This is a genomic window from Actinomadura decatromicini, from assembly GCF_008121305.1.
Taxonomy (GTDB): Bacteria; Actinomycetota; Actinomycetes; order Streptosporangiales; family Streptosporangiaceae; genus Spirillospora; species Spirillospora syzygii.
In genome coordinates this window covers 797,537-817,887 of the sequence record NZ_VSRQ01000001.1, presented here as the reverse complement: position 1 = coordinate 817,887, position 20,351 = coordinate 797,537, and the positions used below count along the sequence as shown (strand labels likewise).

Genomic DNA, 20,351 nt, shown 5'->3' with positions numbered 1-20,351 from the left:
GGGATCCATCGTGGGACCCCGGGCTAAAGCGTCCCTTGTTCGCCGTTCGTCCCGGTGCCGCCGCCCTTGCCCGGCACGTTGAGCGTCTCGTCGATGAGGCTGAACATCTCGTCGTCGGACGCGGTGCCGAGCCGTCCGACCAGCTCGCTCGCGGGCCCGTTCGCGGGCTGCGCCGCGCCGGTCAGCCGGGTCAGCAGGCCGGACAGCCGCCCGGCCAGCTCGTCGCGCAGGTCGGGGGAGAGCGTCGCGAGCGAGCCCTCCAGCCGGTCGAGCTCCGCGAGGACGGACGGCCGCGCGTCGCCGCCCACGTCGAGCCGGTCGCGGAGGTAGTCGGCGAGGGTGTCGGGCGTCGGGTAGTCGAACAGGAGCGTGGTCGGCAGCCGCAGCCCGACGGCCCGCTTCAGCCGGTTGCGCAGCTCGACGGCGGTGAGCGAGTCGAAGCCGAGGTCCATGAAGCCGCGGTCGGCGTCCACCGCCGCGTGCCCGCCGTGCCCGAGGACGGCGGCGGCCTGCGACCTGACGAGGTCCAGCAGCGCCGCCCGCCGCTCGGCGCCGGACATCCCGGCGAGCCGCGCGGTGAGCTGCGGCGCCGCCTTCCCCGCGCGCCGGGCCGGGGCGCGGACGAGGTCGCCGAACAGCGGCGGGAGCGTCCCGTCCTCGGCGCGGGCGCGCAGCGCGGCCCGGTCCAGGTTCAGCGGGACGAGCACCGGCGGCGCCCCGGCGGCGAGCGCCCGGTCGAGCAGGCGCAGGGCGTCCGCGGTGGGCAGCGGCAGGATCCCGTTCCGGCCGAGGCGGGAGCGGTCGGCCGCGTCGAGCCCGCCGGTCATGCCGCTGTCGGTCGCCCACAGCCCCCACGGCAGCGCGACGCCGGGCAGGCCGCGGTCGCGGCGGTGCCGGGCGAGCGCGTCGAGGTAGGCGTTGGCGGCGGCGTAGTTGCCCTGACCGGCGTTGCCGAGCGTCCCGGCGGCGGACGAGAACAGCACGAACGCGTCCAGGTCGCCGGTGAGCTCGTGCAGGTTCCAGGCCGCGTCGACCTTCGGGCGCAGGACGGCGGCCAGCCGCTCGGGGGTGAGCGAGGTCAGGACGCCGTCGTCGAGGAGCCCGGCCGCGTGCACCACGGCGGTGAGCGGGTGCTCGGCCGGGACGCGGCCGAGCAGGTCGGCGAGCGCGTCCCGGTCGGCGGTGTCGCAGGCGGCGACGGTGACGTGGGCGTCGAGGTCGTCCAGCGCGTGGGCGCCCTCGGCGTCCGGGCCCCGGCGGCTGACGAGCAGCAGGCGCCGGACGCCGTGCCGCTCGACGAGGTGGCGGGCGACGAGCGTGCCGAGCGTCCCGGTGCCGCCGGTGATCAGGACGGTGCCGTCCGGGTCGAGCGCGGGCCCGGCGCCGGCGTCCGCCGCCGGGACGAGGCGCGGCACGCGCGGAGCGCCGTCGCGCAAGGCGACCAGCGGCTCGCCGCTCGCGATGGCGGCGCTGATCGCCGCGTCGCCGGATGCGTCGTCGACGTCGATGATCTGCACGCGCTCGGGGTGCTCCGCCTGCGCGCTGCGGACCAGCCCCCACAGCGCGGCGGCGGGCAGGTCGCGGACGGCCTCGCCGTCGCTCGCGGACACAGCGCCGTGCGTGAGCACGACCAGCCTCGTGTCGGCGAACGCGTCGTCGGCCAGCCATTCCTGGAGCAGGGCGAGCAGCGCGCGGGTGAGCGTGTGCGCGTCCGCGGCGGGGTCGCCGCCGTCCGACCGCCAGGACGTGACCACGAACTCGGGCGCCGGGGTCCCGGCGGCGATCGAGTCGCGGAGCCCGGTGACGTCCAGTTGGCCGGGGGTGAGGATCGCGAGGTCCCCGTCCGGCGCGGCGTCCGGTGCGGGGAGGGGCTTCCAGACCGGCTCGAACAGCGAGTCTCCGCCTGGACGCGACGCTTGCGTGAACAGCTCGTCTCCGGCCGGGCGCGTGCTCAGCGACTGGACGGACACGACCGGCAGCCCGTTCTCGTCGGTCGCGGCCAGCTCCAGCGAGTCCGGCCCGGTCGGGGTGATCCGCACCCGCAGGGCCGTCGCGCCCGTCGCGGACAGCGTGACGCCCGTCCACGCGAACGGCAGCGCGAGCGCGTCGCCGCGCTGCGCGAACGGGTGCAGCGCGGCGTCCAGCAGCGCGGGATGGACCGCGAACGCGGCCGCGTCCGGGACGTCCTCGGGCAGCCTGACCTCGGCGTACAGGTCGTCGCCGTGCTCCCACAGGGCGGCGAGGCCCTGGAAGGCGGGGCCGTAGGGGAGGCCGAGCGCGGCGAGGCGGTCGTAGGCGTCGTCCGGGTCGAGCGGCGCGGCGTCCGGCGGCGGCGTCGTGCCCGGCCCGCCCTGCTCGGTCTCGTCGGCGGCGCGGAGGACGCCCGCCGCGTAGCGGGTCCAGCCGTCCCGCTCGCCCGGACGGTCGGCGGGCCGCGAATGGACGGTGAAGTCGTGGCGGCCGTCCGTCCCGGACGGGTTCGTGACGATCCGGATCTGGACGGCGCCCTCGCCGGGCAGCACCAGCGGCGCGTGCAGCACCAGCTCGTCGATCGTGTCGCAGCCGAGGTGGTGGGCGGCGTGCAGGACGAGGTCCGCGTACGCGGCGCCCGGCAGCACGACCGTGTCGTGCACCCGGTGGTCGGCGAGCCACGGGTGGGCGTCGAGCGAGACCTGCCCGGTGAACAGGTGGCCCTTGTCGTCCGGCAGCTCGATCACCGCGGCGAGGAACGGGTGGCGGGTCGCGGCGAGCCCGGCGCGGCCGAGGTCCCCGGCGGGCGCGGTCGGCTGGATCCAGTACCGCCGGTGCTCGAACGGGTAGGTCGGGACGTCGGCGTTGTGGTGGGTGCGGGCGCTGAGCGTCCCGTGCCAGTCCTCGGGGATCTCCTCGGGGACGTCGGGCGGGGTGGCTCCGGACGCGAAGGCGTCCAGGTCGCGGAGCAGCTCGCCCGTGTCGGTGGCCGTGAACGTCGCGGTGTGGTCGAAGGTGCTGCGTCCGACCGTGAGGGTGTAGGCGATCTCGGTCAGGTCGGCGTCGGGGTTCTCCCTGACGAACTCGCCCAGCCGCGCCGCCTGCTCGCGGAGCGCCGTCTCGGTCTTCGCCGACAGCACGACCGGCAGCGGCCCGTCGACCGGTGCCGCGGCGGGCTCCGGCTCCGGCGCTTCGGCGAGGATCAGGTGGGCGTTGGTGCCGCTGATCCCGAACGACGAGACGGCCGCGTGCCGGGGCCGCTCCGCGTCCGGCCAGGGGATCGTGTCGGTGAGCAGGCCGACCGCGCCGCTCGTCCAGTCGACGTGCGGGGACGGCTCGTCCGCGTGCAGGGTCTTCGGCAGCGTCCGGTGGCGGAGCGCCTCGACCATCTTGATGACCCCGGCGATCCCGGCGGCGGCCTGGGCGTGCCCGATGTTCGACTTGATCGAGCCGAGCCACAGCGGACGGTCCGCCGGGCGCTCCCGGCCGTAGGTCGCGAGCAGGGCCTGCGCCTCGATCGGGTCGCCGAGGACGGTGCCCGTCCCGTGCCCCTCGACGGCGTCGACGTCGGCCGGGTCCAGCCCGGCGTCGGCGAGCGCGGCGCGGATGACGCGCTGCTGCGACGGGCCGTTCGGCGCCGTCAGCCCGTTGCTGGCGCCGTCCTGGTTGACCGCCGAGCCCTTGATCACCGCGAGCACGGGGTGGCCCGCCGCGACCGCGTCCGACAGCCGCTCGACGATGACGAGGCCGACGCCCTCGCCCCAGCCGGTGCCGTCCGCGGACGCCGCGAACGACTTGCACCGGCCGTCCGGGGACAGGCCGCGCTGGCGGCTGAACTCCACGAACGTGTCCGTCGTGGACATCACCGTGACGCCGCCCGCGAGCGCCCGGTCGCACTCGCCGTTGCGCAGCGACTGGACGGCCAGGTGCAGCGCGACCAGCGACGACGAGCACGCCGTGTCGACGCTGACCGCCGGGCCTTCGAGCCCGAACGTGAACGCGAGCCGCCCGGACGCGACGCTGCCCGCGCTGCCCGTGCTCAGATAGCCTTCGAGGCCGTCCGGCGCCCGGTGCAGCCGCGAGGCGTAGTCGTTGTACATGACGCCGACGAACGCGCCGGTGCGGGTGCCGCGCAGCGTCGCGGGGACGATCCCGGCCCGCTCCATCGCCTCCCACGCGGTCTCCAGCAGGAGCCGCTGCTGCGGGTCGGTGGCGAGGGCCTCGCGCGGGGAGACGCCGAAGAAGTCGGCGTCGAACCCGTCCGCGTCGTGGAGGAAGCCGCCGCCGCGCGCGTACAGCTTGCCGGGGGCGTCCGGGTCCGGGTCGTACAGGTCCTCGACGTGCCAGCCGCGCGTCTCGGGGAAGCCGGTGATCGCGTCGTCCCCGTCCGCGACGAGCCTCCACAGGTCGCGCGGGCCGCGCACGCCGCCGGGGTAGCGGCAGGCCATCGCGACGATCGCGATCGGCTCGTCGGCGGACGCCGCCGCCCGCGCGGGCCGGTGCGCGTCGTCGTCCCGGCCGAGGATCCGGTCTTCGAGGAACGCGGCGAGCGCGCCGGGGTTCGGGTGGTCGAAGACGAGCGTGGCGGGCAGCCGCAGCCCGGTCGCGTCGTTCAGCCGGTTGCGCAGCTCGACCGAGGTGAGCGAGTCGAAGCCCAGTTCCTTGAAGGCCCGGTCCGGCTCGACGGAACCGGGTGTCGCGTGCCCGAGGACGGTCGCGACGTTCGCCCGCACCAGGTCGACCAGCGCGGCGGTGCGCTCCTTCGGCGGCAGCGCGGCGAGGCGCTCGCGCAGCGCGTCCGCGCCGCCCGCAGCCGCCTCGTCGGCGCGCGGCACCGCCGGGCGCACCAGCCCACGCAGCAGCGGCGGGATCTGCTCCCGTCCGGCCCGGACGTGCGACGCGTCGAGCCTGGCCGCCGCGACCGCCGGGCGAGTGCCCGTCCACACGGCGTCGAACAGGGCGAGGCCGTAGTCGGCGGACATCGGGGCGAGCCCGGCGCGGCGCATCCGCCGCAGGTCGCGGTCGCCGAGGTCGCGGATCATGCCGCCGTCGTCCTCCCACCAGCCCCACGCCACCGAGCACGCGGCCAGCCCTTCCGACCGGCGCCGTGCGGCGAGCCCGTCGAGGAAGGCGTTGGCGGCGGCGTAGTTCGCCTGGCCCGCCGTCCCCATCAGCCCGGCCATGGACGAGAACAGGACGAACGCCGACAGGTCCAGGTCGCGGGTCAGGTCGTGCAGCGCGAGCGCGGCGTCGGCCTTCGGGCGGAGCACCTCGCCGAGCTGGTCGGCGGTGAGCGCTTCGAGCACCCCGTCCGCGAGCACTCCGGCCGTGTGGACCACGGCGGTCAGCGGATGCTCCGCCGGTACCCGGGCGAGGAGCGCGGCGAGCGCGTCGCGGTCGGCGGCGTCGCAGGGCTCCAGGGTGACGTCCGCGCCGAGCCCGGTGAGGTCCGCGACGAGCTCGGCCGCGCCCTCGGCGGCCGGTCCGCGCCGGCTGACCAGCAGGAGGCGGCGGACGCCGTGCTCGGTGACCAGGTGCCGCGCGACCAGCCCGCCGAGCGCCCCGGTCGCGCCCGTGACGAGGACGGTGCCGTCCGGGTCGGGCGCGGGCCCCGGCTCCGGCGCGACGCGGCCGAGCCTCGGGATGTACGCGCCGTCGCCGCGCAGGGCGAGCTGCGGCTCGCCGGTGGCGAGGGCGGCGGCCAGCGCGTCCGGGTCGTCCGGGTCGGCGTCCGTGTCGAGGAGGGTGAAGCGGCCGGGGTGCTCGGATTGGGCCGAGCGGAACAGGCCCCAGACGGCGGCGTGCGTCAGGTCGCCGACGGTGTCCTCGTCGCGGACGGCCATCGCGTCGCGTGTCACGACGACTAGGTGGGTGTCGGCGAACCGTTCGTCGGCGAGCCACTCCTGCGTGAACGTCAGGAGGTCGTTCAGGGTGGTGTGGACGTCGGCGGCGGGAGGCGGGGAGAGGAACAGCGTGTCAGGGACGTTCTCGATCGCGTCCTTTTCCGGGTAGGACTGCGCGCCCGGGACGGGCACGCCGATCGCGGCCCAGTCGCCGGTCGGCGCGGCGGTCGGCGGTGCGGTCTTCTCCCAGTTCACCTGGTAGAGGGGCCGGTGCCGGGCGCCCTGCCGGAGGCGTTTGGGGTCGGCCGGACGCAGCGTCAGCGACCGCACCGACGCGACCGGCGCGCCGGACTCGGTCGTCGCGGTCAGGCCGACGCCGTCCGCGCCGATCGCGGTCAGCTTCACCCGGAGCGTGGCCGCGCCCGATGCGTGGAACGACACCCCGGACCAGGAGAACGGCAGCAGCCGGGACTCGCGGGCGCCGAGCGCGCCGAGCATCACCGGGTGCAGCGCGGCGTCCAGCAGCGCCGGGTGGACGCCGAACCCGGACGGGTCCGCGCCCGCCTCCTCCGGGAGGCGCACCTCGGCGAAGACCTCGCCGTCCCGCTTCCAGACCGACCGGAGGCCCTGGAAGGCGGGGCCGTAGCCGTACCCCTGCTCGGTGAGGGTGAGGTAGGGACCGTCGAGCGGGACGGGCGCCGCGCCCGGCGGCGGCCACTCGGCCGGGGCCCGCTCGGCGGGGGCATGGGCGGGGGCGTCGTCGGGGGTGAGGTGGCCGACGGCGTGGCGCGTCCACGGCTCGTCGTCCGGGCGCGAGTGGACGGCGACGCTTCGGCGGCCCGTCTCGTCCGCCGGGCCGACCGTGACCCGGAGCCGCACGCCGCCCTGCTCCGGGACGATCAGCGGCGACTCCAGCGTCAGCTCCTCGATCCGGCGGCATCCGGCGCGTTCCCCGGCGGCGATCGCGAGTTCGGCGAACGCCGTCCCCGGCAGCAGGACGGTCCCGTTCAGCGCGTGGTCGGCGAGCCACGGCTGCGCCTGGAGCGACAGCAGGCCGGTCAGGACGAGGTCGCCGTCCTCGGGCGCGTCGACGACCGCGCCGAGCAGCGGATGGCCCGCCCCGCCGAGGCCGAGCGCGTTCGCGTCGGTCGCGCCGCTCGGCGCGTTGAGCCAGTAGTGGTCGCGCTGGAAGGGGTACGTGGGGAGGTCGTGCGCGATGGCCAGGGCGGTGGGCCAGGTCGGATGCACGCCGTGGGTGTAGGCGGTCGCGACGGCGCGGGTGAAGTGGTGAATGGCTGGTTTTGCGCGGCGGAGGGTGCCGATGGCGTGCGCGTCGTGGTCGGTGGCGTCGATCGTGTCCTGGATCGCCGTGGTCAGGACGGGGTGCGGGCTGCTTTCGATGAAGAGCGTGTGCCCGGTGTTGAGGAGGTTGTGGATCGTCTCCTGGAAGCGGACGGTGTGCCGCGCGTTGCGATACCAGTAATCAGGGTCGAGTCCTTCACCGTCGTGCTTGAACGTGGTGACGGTGGAATAGAACGGGACGCTCGCCGCCCGCGGCTCGATATCGGAGATCGTCCCGATCAGCTCGGCCCTGATGGTCTCGATGTTCGGCGAATGCGACGCGTAGTTGACGGGGATGAGCCGCGCCTGGATGTTCTGGTCGTTGTAGTCGCCGACCAGCCTTTCCAGAAGGTTCACCGGCCCGGAGACGATGGTGGTGCTGGGCCCGTTCGTGGCGGCGATGTGCAGGTCGGGGTGGCGCGGGATCCGGTCCGGCGGGACGGGGATCGACGCCATCGTCCCGGTGTTCTGGAGAGTGGTGAGCGCCCGGCTGCGTTGCGCGATGACTTCCGCGGCGTGGGGGAGGGTGAGTGCGCCCGCTGTGTAGGCGGCGGCGATTTCTCCCTGGGAGTGCCCGATGACCGCGTGCGGGACGATCCCGTAGGTGGTGCGGTAATGGTGGGCGAGGCTGGTCATCACCGCGAACAGCGCGGGTTGGACGATGTCGACGTGGTTGAGCGCTTCGGGGTCGGGGTTGGTGAGCAGGTCGATGAGCGACCAGGTGGTGTGGGGTGCCAGCGCGTCGTGGCACGCCTGGACGTGCTCGGCGAACGCGGGCGCGCTCTCGATGAGTTCGGTGGCCATCGCGGGCCATTGACTGCCCTGCCCGGGGAATACGAACACCACTTTCGGCTGCGCCGGGGCAGTGTTGTAGAGCGCCTCGGACGAGGGCGTTCCGTTCGCGAGGTCACTGAGCGCCGCGAGCAGTTCGCCGCGGTCGGCGGCGTGGATCGCGGCGCGGTGCTGGAAATGCGTCCGCGTGGTGAGCGCTCGAGCGGCGCTATTGAGATCGAGTTCGGGATTCTCCCGGGTGTAGGCGTGCAGGCGCGCGGCGTGCTCGCGCAGTGCCGGTTCGGTCTTGGCCGACAGAAGCCAGGGCAGCGGGTCGCCGTCACCGGTCGAGGTCTCGGCCGCGGGCGGCTGTTCGAGGATGACGTGGGCATTCGTCCCGCTGATCCCGAAGGACGAGACGGCGGCCCGGCGCGGACGCTCGGTCTCCGGCCATTCCTCGCTTTCGGCGAGCAGCGTTATCGCGCCGGACGACCAGTCGACATGCGGGGTGGGCGAGTCGACGTGGAGCGTCCGGGGGAGCCGGGCGTGCTGAATGGCCTGGACCATCTTGATGATCCCGGCGACGCCCGCCGCCGCCTGCGTGTGGCCGATGTTGGATTTGATGGAGCCGAGCCGGAGCGGCCGCCCGGCGGGCCGGTCCTGCCCGTAGACGGCCTGGAGCGCCTGCGCCTCGATGGGGTCGCCGAGCGTCGTTCCCGTGCCGTGGGCTTCGACGGCGTCGACGTCGTCGGGCCGGAGTCCGGCATTGGCGAGGGCCTGCCGGATGAGCCGCTGCTGCGACGGCCCGTTGGGCGCGGTGAGGCCGTTGCTCGCGCCGTCCTGGTTGATGGCGGACCCGCGGACGATCGCCAGAACCGGATGCCCCTTCGCGCGTGCGTCGGAGAGCCGTTCCAGGACGAGCATTCCGGCGCCTTCGCTCCAGCCCGTCCCGTCCGCGGACGCGGCGAACGACTTGCAGCGCCCGTCCGCCGACAGCCCGCGCTGGCGGCTGAACTCGATGAAGGTGTCGGGCGTGGCCATCACCGCCACGCCGCCCGCCAGCGCCAGGTCGCATTCGCTCTGCCGCAGCGCCTGCGCGGCCAGGTGCAGGGCGACCAGGGACGACGAGCACGCGGTGTCCACGGTCACGGCCGGGCCCTCCAGCCCGAACGTGTAGGCGATGCGCCCGGACGCCACGCTGCCGTAACTGCCGGTGCCGAGGAATCCCTCGAAACCGTCCGGGGCCTTCAGGAAACGCGTCCGGTAGTCCCCGTACATGACTCCGGTGAACACGCCGGTGGCGCTGCCGCGAACGGACGGCTCGCTGATCCCGGCGCGTTCGAGCGCCTCCCACGCCGTTTCCAGAAGGAGCCGCTGCTGCGGGTCGATGGCCAACGCTTCGCGTGGGCTGATGCCGAAGAAGGAGGCGTCGAACTCGGCGGCATCGGCAAGGAACCCGCCGTGCCGGGTGTAGGTCGTCCCGGCGTGCTCGCGGTCGGGGTCGTAGAGCTGTTCGAGGTTCCAGCCCCGGTCGGTCGGGAAGCCGGAGATGGCGTCCGTCTCCGTGGCGACGAGGCGCCACAGGTCCTCCGGCGTCTGGACGCCGCCCGGATAGCGGCACGCCATTCCGACGATCGCGATGGGCTCGTCGTCGTCCACCGCCGTGACCGCGATCGGGGCGGCGGTGGCGGCGGCGCGGTCGAGCAGCTCGTCCGCGAGGTGGCGGGCGAGGCCGGTCGCGGTCGGATGGTCGAAGACCAGCGTGGCGGGCAGCCGCAGGCCGGTCGCGGAGTTCAGCCGGTTCCGCAGGTCCACGGCCGTCAGGGAGTCGAAGCCCAGCTCCTTGAACGTGCGGTCGGCGTCGACGGTCCCGGCCGTCGCGTGCCCGAGGACGACGGACACCTGCGTCCGGACGAGGTCGAGCAGCGCCCGCTCCCGGTCCTCCTCGGACATCCCGGCGAGGCGCCGCCGCCACGCCGCGCCGCCCGCGCCGCCGCCCGTCCGCCCGGTGGGCCGCGGGGCCCGGACCAGACCGCGCAGCATCGGCGGCGGCGCGCCGTGCCGGGCCCGGCTCCGGACCGCCGCGACGTCGAGCCGCGCGGGCACCAGCAGCGGCCGGTCGGCGGACAGCGCCTGGTCGAAGAGGCCGAGCGCGTCGTCGGTGCTGAGCGGGGTGAGCCCGAGGCGGCCGATGCGGGCGACGTCCGCGCCGGACATCGCGCCGGTCATCCCGCTCGCCGCCTCCCACAGCCCCCACGCGAGCGACGTCGCGGGCAGCCCCAGCGCGGCCCGGTGGTGGGCGAGGGCGTCGAGGTAGGTGTTGGCGGCGGCGTAGTTGCCCTGGCCCGCGCTTCCGAGCACCCCTGCCGCCGACGAGAACAGCACGAACGCGCTCAGCTCCCGGTCGCGGGTCAGCTCGTGCAGGTTCCAGGCGGCGTCGACCTTGGGACGCAGGACGGCGTCCACCCGCTCGGCGGTCAGCGCGCCCAAGGTCGCGTCGTCGAGCACCCCGGCCGCGTGGACGACGGCCGTGACGGGGTACTTCGCGAGCACCCGGGCCAGGTCGTCGCGGTCGGCGGCGTCGCAGGCGGCGATCGTGACGTCGGCGCCCAGGCCGCGCAGCTCGTCCGACAGTTCGGCGGCGCCCTCGGCGGCGGGGCCGCGGCGGCCGACGAGGACCAGCCGGGTGACGCCGTGGCCGGTCACGAGACGGCGCGCGATCAGCCCGCCGAGCGTGCCGGTGCCGCCCGTGATCAGGACGCTGTCGCCGTGCCCGAGCGCGGGACGCCCGCCGGGCGGACCGGCCGGGCCGAGCCGCGGCACGTGGACGATCCCGTCGCGCACGGCGAGCTGCGGCTCGTCCTCGGCCAGCGCCTTGCGGAGCGCGCCCATCGGCAGTTCGCCGGACGGCCCGTCCAGGTCGAGCAGGACGAACCGGCCAGGGCTTTCCGTCTGCGCCGCGCGGACGAGCCCCCAGACGGGCGCGTGTGCCAGACCGCGCGGGTCCTCGTCCTGGACGCCGACCGCGCCGCGCGTGAGGAACACGAGGCGCTCGTCACCGATGGGCGGGGCCTGGAGCAGGTCGAGCGCGGCGCGGGTCGCCGCGCGCGCGGCGTCGACCGGGTCGCCGCCGTCCTCCGGCGGCGCGACGAGCACGATCGCCGGCGTGTCACCGCTCTCGCGCAGCGCCGCGAAATCGCCGTAGGACGCGATGCCCTCGGGCGCGCCGTCCCCGACGAAGACGAACTCGCCGTCGAATTCGCCGTCGATCTCGTCGGCGGTCTCGGTGAGCGCGGTCCAGCCGACCGCGTACATGCCGTCGCCGGCGGAGGTCAGCGCGGCGGCCGGGGTCGCGTAGGTCGTGAGCCGCTCCACGTGGGCGACGGGCGCGCCGTCCGCGTCGGTGATCGTCACCGTCACCGCGTCCTGTCCGGCGGGACGGACGCGGGCGCGCAGCTCGGACGCGCCCCGCGCGTGCACGGTGACGCCCGTCCAGGAGAACGGGAGCCGGATGCGGCCCTGGTCGTCCTGGCCGAGGAGGCCGGTCAGGCCGAGCGTGTGCAGCGTCGCGTCGAGGAGCGCGGGATGCAGGCCGAACGACCGGCCGCCCGCGTCCTCGGGCAGGCGGACCTCGGCGAACACCTCGCCGCCGCCGCGCCGCCACGCGGCGTGCAGTCCCTGGAAGGCGGGGCCGTATTCGTAGCCGTCTTCGGCGAGTTTCTCGTAGAGGGCGTCGACGTCGACGGGCTCCGCGTCGGCGGGCGTGTCTCCGGGCAGCGTCCGCGGGTCGGCGCCGGGTTCGGCGAGGGCTCCGACGGCGTGCCGGATCCACGGCGAGGTGCGGTCGCGGCGCGAGTGGACGGATACCGCGCGGTGCCCGGAGTCGTCCTGCGCGGACACCACGACCTGGAGATCGACCGCGTCATCGGCCGGGACGACCAGCGGGGACTCCAGGGTCAGGTCGTCGAGCGAGTCGAGGCCCGCGACGCGACCGGCGTGGAGGGCGAGTTCGACGAACGCCGTCCCCGGGAGCAGGACGGTCCCGAGCACCGCGTGGTCCGCGAGCCACGGGTGCTCGCCCAGCGAGACCCGGCCCGTGAGGACGAGTTGCCCTCCTTCGGCGACGTCGACCGTCGCGCCGAGCAGCGGATGCTCGGTCGGTTCGAGCCCGGCCGTGGACACGTCCGCCGTCCCGGAACCGTGCAGCCAGTACCGCTCCCGCTGGAAGGGATAGGTGGGGAGGTCGTGCGCGGTTGCCGGGGCGGTGGGCCAGGTGGGGTGGAGCCCGTGGGTGTAGGCGGTGGCGACGGCGCGGGTGAACTGGTGGGTGGCTGGTTTTGCGCGGCGGAGGGTGCCGATGGCGTGCGCGTCGTGGTCGGTGGCGTCGATCGTGTCCTGAATGGCGGTCGTCAGGACGGGGTGCGGGCTGGTCTCGATGAAGAGCGTGTGCCCGGTGTCGAGGAGGTTGTGGATCGTCTCCTGGAAGCGGACGGTGTAGCGCGCGTTGCGGTACCAGTAGTCCGGGTCGAGGCCCTCGGTGTCGAACTCCTCGGCCAGCACCGTCGAGTGGAACGGGATCTCCGACGTTCTCGGGGAGATGTCCTCGATCGTGGTGAGCAGCCGTTCCCGAATGGAGTCGATGTACGCGGAGTGCGACGCGTAGTTGACGGGGATCAGCCGCGCCTGGACGTTCCGCTCGTTGTAACCCGCGACCAGTTCCTCAAGCACCTCCGTGGGACCGGAGACGATGGTGGTGCTGGGCCCGTTGACGGCGGCGATGTGCAGATCGCGTTGAGCGGGGAGCTGATCGTGCGGCAACGGGATCGACGCCATCGTGCCGGTGTTCTGGAGGGCCGTCAGCGCTTGGCTGCGCTGAGCGATGACTTTCGCCGCGTCCGGGAGCGTGAGGGCGCCTGCCGTATAGGCGGCGGCGATTTCTCCCTGGGAGTGCCCGATGACCGCGTGCGGGACGATCCCATACGTCGCCCGGTAATGGTGGGCGAGGCTGGTCATCACCGCGAACAGCGCGGGTTGGACGACGTCGACGTGGTTGAGCGCCTCGGGGTCGGGGTTGGTGAGCAGGTCGATGAGCGACCAGGTGGTGTGGGGTGCCAGCGCGTCGTGGCACGCCTGGATGTGCTCGGCGAACGCGGGCGCGCTCTGGAGCAGTTCGGTGGCCATCGCGGGCCATTGGCTGCCCTGCCCGGGAAAGACGAAGACGACCTTGGGATCGGACGCCGCGACGTTCTGGACCGCGTTGGACGACGGCGTCCCGTTCGCCAGCTCGTCGAGTGCCGCGAGCAGCTCGCTCCGGTCGGCGGCGTGGATCGCGGCGCGGTGCTGGAAATGCGTCCGCGCCGTCAGCGCGTGAGCGGCGCCGTTGAGATCGAGGTCGGCGTTGTCCCGCGCGTAGGCGTGGAGCCGCGCGGCGTGCTCGCGCAGTGCCGGTTCGGACTTGGCCGACAGGAGCCAGGGCAGCGGGTCGCCGTCGTCATCGGCCGAGGACCGGGCGGCGGGCGCCTGTTCGAGGATGACGTGGGCGTTCGTCCCGCTGATCCCGAACGAGGAGACGGCCGACCGGCGCGGGCGCTCGTCCGCGGCCCATTCCGTCCGCTCGGTGAGCAGGCTGACCGCCCCGGACTCCCATTCCACGTGCGGCGACGGCTCGTCGGCGTGGAGCGTCTTCGGCAGCACGCCGTGCCGCATCGCCTCGACCATTTTGATGACCCCGGCGACACCGGCCGCCGCCTGGGCGTGGCCGATGTTCGACTTGATCGACCCGAGCCGCAACGGCCGGTCCGCGGGCCGTTCCCGCCCGTAGGTGGCGAGCAACGCCTGCGCTTCGATCGGGTCGCCGAGGGTCGTTCCCGTGCCGTGGGCTTCGACGGCGTCGACGTCGTCGGGCCGGAGTCTGGCGTTGGCGAGGGCCTGCCGGATGAGGCGTTCCTGCGACGGGCCGTTGGGCGCGGTGAGGCCGTTGCTCGCGCCGTCCTGGTTGATGGCGGAGCCGCGGATGACGGCGAGGACGCGATGCCCGTTGGCCTCGGCGTCCGACAGCCGTTCCAGGACGAGCATTCCGGCGCCCTCGCTCCAGCCCGTCCCGTCCGCCGACGCGCCGAACGACTTGCAGCGCCCGTCCGCCGACAGCCCGCGCTGGCGGCTGAACTCGATGAACATTCCCGGGGTCGCCATGACGGCGACGCCGCCGGCCAGCGCGACCGTGCACTCCCCCTGCCGCAGCGCCTGCGCGGCCAGGTGCAGGGCGACGAGGGACGAGGAGCACGCGGTGTCCACGGTCACGGCCGGGCCCTCCAGCCCGAACGTGTAGGCGATGCGCCCGGACGCGACGCTCGCCGTCCCGCCGGTGAGCAGGTAGCCGTCGAGCCCCTGGGCGGGCTCGTGCAGCCGGGGTCCGTAGTCCTGGGTCATCGCGCCGACGAACACGCCCGTGGCGCTGCCGCGGATGGCGGACTCGTCGATCCCGGCCCGCTCGATCGCCTCCCACGCCGTTTCGAGGAGGAGCCGCTGTTGCGGGTCGATGGCCAATGCCTCGCGCGGGCTGATGCCGAAGAAGGAGGCGTCGAACTCGGCGGCGTTCGTGAGGAATCCGCCGTGCCGGGTGTAGGTCGTCCCGGCGTGTTCGGGGTCGGGGTCGTAGAGCCGCTCCAGGTTCCAGCCCCGGTCGGTCGGGAAGCCGGAGATGGCGTCCGTCCCGGTGTCGACCAGGCGCCACAGGTCGTCGGGCGTCTGCACGCCGCCGGGATAGCGGCACGCCATTCCGACGATCGCGATCGGCTCGTCGCCGTCCACCGGCGCGGTCTGGACGGTGGCCTCGCGGTCCGGCTCGCCGGTCAGCTCGGTCAGCAGGTGCCCGGCTAGCTCGGCGGGCGTGGGCCGGTTGAAGATCAGCGTCCGGGGCAGCGTGAGGCCGGTCGCGGACGCCAGCCGGTTGCGCAGCTCGACCGCCATCAGCGAGTCGAAGCCCAGCTCCTTGAAGGACCGGTCGGTCTCCACGACGTCCGGCGTGACATGGCCGAGGACGACCGCCGCCTGCGTGCGCACCAGCTCGCGGAGGTCCTGCTCCCGTTCGGCCGGACGCCGTCCGCGCAGCCGCGCCGCGAAGGCCGCGTCCTCGGCCGGGCCCTCGTCCTCGCGGGCGGGGGCCTCCGGCGGCTCGGTCAGGACGAGGGCCGACTCCCCTTCGTCGAGCGCCTGCGCCACGGCCGCGACGACGAGCTCCGCGCTCACGTCCAGCGCCGGGTCGACGACGACGGCCGCGCCCGCCGCGCCGCGGTCGCGGTGCGGACGCACCAGCGCGTCCAGGCGCGCGGCGATCGCGGCAGCCTCGCCGGGAGCCGCGCTCCCCACCGCCACGACGGCCGACATGCCGGGGACGTCCAGCCCCCAGCCCTGGGAGGGCTCGGCGACGACGACGTCCGCCGCGCCGCGCCGCGTCAGCCACCGCGCGATCTCCTCGCTCCACGCGCCCGGCGTCACCAGGACGGTGCCGCCGCTTACCAGCGCTCCGGCGTCCGCGTCGGACGCGGCCTCACGCGGCGCGGCGTCCAGCTGGGGCGCGTGCACCTCGCCGTTACGCACGGCCACCACGTCGCCGCCCGCCAGGCCCGCGAGCACCGCGCACAGCGCGGACCCGTCGCGCTCGTCCAACTCCTCGGGGAGGACGATCAGCCGACCGCGCTCACCGGGCGTGGTCGTCCACACGGGGACGTCCTCGCCGACCGTCTCCGGCAGGGTGCCGTCCAGTGACAGCACTCCGGCGAGCGGCCCGTCGGCATCGAAGACGACCTCCGCGCCATGCGAGGTGAGGGCCTGCTCTATAGCCGGAACCGAACCGGGCGAGGCGGCCAGCAGCCACCGTCCCGACAGCGACACCTCGGCGGGCGCCCCGGAGACGGGCGTCCACCGGACGCGATGGCGCCACGGGCCGAGCACGCTCTCGTGGCGCCGCCGCCGCGCCCATTCCGCCATCGCGGGCACCACGTCCCGCAGCGGCTCGTCGCCGCCGACCTCGAGTTCGCCGGTCAGCGCGTCGAGGTCGCCCTCCTCCACCGCCGACCAGAACCGCCGCTCCGCCGGGGACGCGCCGCCGCCCTCCCCGCCGCCGCCCTCCCCGGCGCCGCCGTCGTCCGGCCAGTGGCGCTCGCGCTCGAACGCGTACGTGGGCAGCGGCACGCGCTTCGCCCCGCGCCCGGCGAACACGGCGGGCCAGGACGGCGACAGCCCGGCGACGTGCAGCCGCGCCGCCGACTCCAGCACCCTGCGGCCGGAGCCCTCGGCGCGCTGGAGCGTCCCGACCGCGATGCACGCGGCCCCGGCACCGCCCGCGTCCTCGAACGTCTCCTGGAGCCCGAGCGTCAGCACCGGATGCGGGCTGACCTCGACGAACACCCGGTGCCCCGCGTCGATGAGCGCGCGGGCGGCGGATTCGAACCGGACGGTACGGCGGCCGTTCGCGAACCAGTACTCCGCGTCCAGCCGGGCCGTGTCGATCGGCTCGCCGGTCACGGTGGAGTGGAACATGACGTCCGACGACCGCGCCTCGATCCCGGACAGCGCCGAGACCAGGTCGTCGCGGATGTCCTCCATGTGGGGGGAGTGGGAGGCGTAGTCGACCGGGATCCGCCGCGCCCTGACGCCCTCGCCCTGCAGGACGTCGACCAGCTCGCCGATCGCGGCGTCCTCGCCGGAGACGACCGTGGAGCCGGGGCCGTTGACGGCGGCGACGGTGAGGCGGCCGTCCCAGGCGGCGAGGCGGGACTCGACCGTCCCGGCGGGCAGCGGGACGGACGCCATGCCGCCCCGCCCGCTCAGCGTCACCAGCGCCCGGCTGCGCAGCGCGATCACGCGGGCGGCGTCGTCCAGCGACAGCGCGCCCGCGACGCACGCCGCCGCGATCTCGCCCTGCGAATGGCCGACGACCGCCGCCGGCTCGACGCCGAGCGACCGCCACAGCCCGGCGAGCGACACCATGATCGAGAACAGCACGGGCTGGACGACGTCCACCCGGTCCAGCGACGGCGCGCCCGGGACGCCGCGCAGCACGTCGAGCAACGACCAGTCGACGTGCGGCCGCAGCGCCTCGGCGCAGGCGTCCATCTCCCGCCGGAACACCTCGGACGACTCCAGCAGTTCCACGCCCATCCCGGCCCACTGCGATCCCTGGCCGGGGAAGACGAAGACCGGCCCGCCGGGGTCGTCGTGGGCCGTCCCCCGGACGGCGCCGGGAGCGTCGCCCGTTCCGGCGAAGCCCTCCAGCGCGCGGAGGAACGCGGCGCGGTCGCTCTCGACGAAGACGGCCCGGTGCCGGAACGCGGTGCGGGTGGTTGCGAGCGACCAGCCCACGTCCGCCGGGGACAGCTCCGGGCGGGCGGTCACGTGCGCGTGGAGCCGCTCGGCCTGCCGGCGCAGCGCCGCGGCCGACCGGGCGGACAGCACCCAGGGCGTCGGCCCGTCCGACTCGTCGCTCTCCGGGGGCTCGGCGCGGGGAGGTTCGCCCAGGACGACGTGGCAGTTCGTCCCGCCCATCCCGAACGAGCTGACCCCAGCCACCAGCGGGGCGGACGGGTCGGGCCACGCACCCAGCTCGTCCTGGACGCGCAGGTTGAGGGCGTCGAAGTCGATCTCCGGGTTGGGACGCTCGTAGTTCAGGCTCGGCGGCAGCTCGCGGCGCGCGACGGCCAGCACGGCCTTGATGAGCCCGGCGATCCCGGACGCGCCCTCCAGGTGCCCGACGTTCGTCTTCGCCGACCCGACGGCGAGCGCCGCCGCGCGCCGCCCGCCGTACGCGGCGCCGAGCGCCGCCGCCTCGATCGGGTCGCCGACCGGGGTGCCGGTGCCGTGCAGTTCCACGTACTGGACGTCCGCCGGGTCCACCGCCGCCCGCGCGCACGCCCGCCGCAGCACCTCCGCCTGCGCGGACGCGCTCGGCACGGTCAGCCCGTCCGTCGCGCCGTCGTTGTTGACCGCGCTGCCGCGGATCACGCCGTGCACGGTGTCGCCGTCCGCGAGCGCCCGCGCGAGGGGCTTCAGGACGAGGCACCCGCCGCCCTCCCCGCGCACGTAGCCGTTGGCGCGGGCGTCGAAGGTGAAGCAGCGGCCGTCCGGGGACAGCCCGCCGAACCGCGCGGCGCGGCGGGTGCCGTCCGGCCCGGCGATCAGGTTCACGCCGCCCGCGAGCGCCAGCGCCGACTCGCCCGAGCGCAGGCTCTCGCACGCCATGTGCACCGCGACCAGCGCGGACGCCTGCGCCGCGTCGACCGTCAGGCTCGGGCCGTGCAGGCCGAGCGTGTACGACACGCGGTTCGCGATGATGCCGCGGTTCGTGCCGGTCATGGTGTGCTGCGTGACGCCCTGCCGCCCGAGCCGGGACAGCAGGACGCTGTAGTCGTCGCCGATCGCGCCCGCGAACACGCCGGTGGCGCTGCCCGCGAGGTCGCCGGGGACGATCGCGGCGTCCTCCAGCGCCTCCCAGGCCAGCTCCAGCATGAGCCGCTGCTGCGGGTCCATGACCTCCGCCTCGCGCGGCGAGACGCCGAAGAAGGCCGGGTCGAACATCTCGACGCCGTCGAGGAACCCGGCGCGGTCGGGGCCGCCGGGCAGCGCGCGGCGGCCGGGCGGCGGCGCGGTGACGGCGTCGACGCCGTCCCGGAGCAGGGCCCAGTAGGCGTCCGGCCCGGCCGCGCCGGGGAACCGGCAGGACATCCCGACGATGGCGATCGTGCCGTCCGGGTGATCGAGCGTGACAGTCATCGTGCGTGGCTTCTCTCTTCCGATGCGGCAGCATCGAACACTCTCCGAAATACCTCTTAAGCAGCGCTAATCCGGTACTTGGCCGGGCGAACTTAGCCTTGCGTTATCCGCGCTTCAGAGATGGCTGGTGCATTGGCGGAACCCGATTCCGCTGCAGATTTACTGCCGCCGACGATAGGGAGCGGAACAATATGGCCGACGACCTGACCACCGACCATCCGCCATTCCCGGTGCCCCGGGGCTGTCCATTCGGGGGGGCGGAGCGGGCCGCCGGACGGGACGCCGAACCGCCCCTGACGAAGGTCACCCTGCCCACCGGCGGGACGGCCTGGGTGGTCTCGGGATTCGAGCGCGTGCGGCGGCTGCTGGCCGACCCCCGGATCAGCTCCGACCGCAGACGGCCGGGATTCCCGCACCTGGCGCCGGTGCCGGTGGGGAACCCGCCGGACGAGACGCTGCCGATGGTCACCCTCGACGCGCCCGAGCACACCGCGCACCGCCGGATGTTCGTCAACGAGTTCACCGTCCGGCGGATGCGCCTGCTCCGGCCCCGCATTCAGGAAATCGTGGACCAGTGCGTCGACGACCTGCTCGCGAGCGGCCGTCCGGCCGACCTCGTGCAGACCATTTCGGTGCCGGTGCCCTCGATGGCCGTGTGCGAACTTCTGGGCGTCCCGTACACGGACCGTGACTTCTTCAAGGCGCGCACCCAGAAACTTCTGGACCGTAGCAATAGCGCCGAAGAAATGCGGAAGGGCTTCGGTGAGCTCCTCGGGTATTTCGACGAGCTCATCACGCTCAAGGAGAAGGATCCGGGCGACGACCTGCTCGGCCGGGCGATCGTGAAGTACCGCGACGCGGGCCGCTACAACCACGCCTACATGGTCAACACCGCCACGATGCTGCTCAACGCGGGCCACGAGACGACCACCAACATGATCTCACTGTCCGTGGTCGCGCTGCTGGAGAACCCGGCGCAGCTCGCCGAGCTGCGCGAGAACCCGGAGCACACCGCCCACGCCGTCGAGGAGCTGCTGCGCTACTTCAGCGTCGTGGACCTCACCGTCGGCCGCGTGGCGATCGAGGACATCGAGGTGGACGGCGAGACGATCCGCGCGGGTGAGGGCGTCATCGCGCGGCCGAGCTCCGCCAACATGGACCCGGAGGTCTTCACCGACCCGCACGTGCTCGACATCCACCGCGAGGAGGCCCGGCACCACGTCGCCTTCGGCCACGGCGGTCACAACTGCCTCGGCCAGAACCTCGCCAGGGAGGAGCTGGAGATCGTCCTGAACACGCTCTTCCGGCGGGTCCCCGACCTGCGGCTGGCGAAGCCCGCGGACGAGCTGTCCTACAAGGACACCGAGCAGGTCTACGGAATCCACGAGGTGCCGGTGACATGGTGAGCAATGACACCGTGAGCACGGCGCGGCTGAACGTCGACCGCGAGCTCTGCCTCGGCGCGGGACGGTGCGTCCTCACCGACCCCGACCTGTTCGACCAGGACGAGGACGACGGCCGCGTCCTGCTGCTGACCGGCCCGGACGAGGAGCCGGAGGTCACCGCGGCGGTCCGGCGGGCCGTCCAGTTCTGCCCGACCGGCGCGCTCACCCTGTCGGACGGCTGACCGTCCGGCCACAGCCCGACGGAGAAGAC

3 protein-coding genes are annotated in these 20,351 nt (G+C 74.5%); 2 read left to right on the top strand and 1 reads right to left on the bottom strand.

Annotated features, from left to right (window positions below):
• Positions 1-23: 23 nt before the first annotated feature.
• On the bottom strand, positions 24-18,695 hold the full coding sequence (locus FXF68_RS42940; RefSeq protein WP_222869785.1) for a type I polyketide synthase: 18,672 nt from the start codon (positions 18,693-18,695) through the stop codon (positions 24-26).
• 191 nt (positions 18,696-18,886) lie between these two features.
• On the opposite strand from FXF68_RS42940, the gene FXF68_RS02995 reads away from it, so the two are divergent.
• Positions 18,887-20,101: a cytochrome P450 gene (locus FXF68_RS02995; RefSeq protein ID WP_148757346.1), complete on the top strand. Its 1,215-nt coding sequence runs from the start codon at positions 18,887-18,889 to the stop codon at positions 20,099-20,101.
• Complete coding sequence (locus FXF68_RS02990) at positions 20,098-20,322, top strand: ferredoxin (RefSeq protein WP_246178215.1); 225 nt, start codon at positions 20,098-20,100, stop codon at positions 20,320-20,322. The genes FXF68_RS02995 and FXF68_RS02990 overlap by 4 nt, the downstream gene beginning before the upstream one ends.
• Positions 20,323-20,351 lie beyond the last annotated feature (29 nt).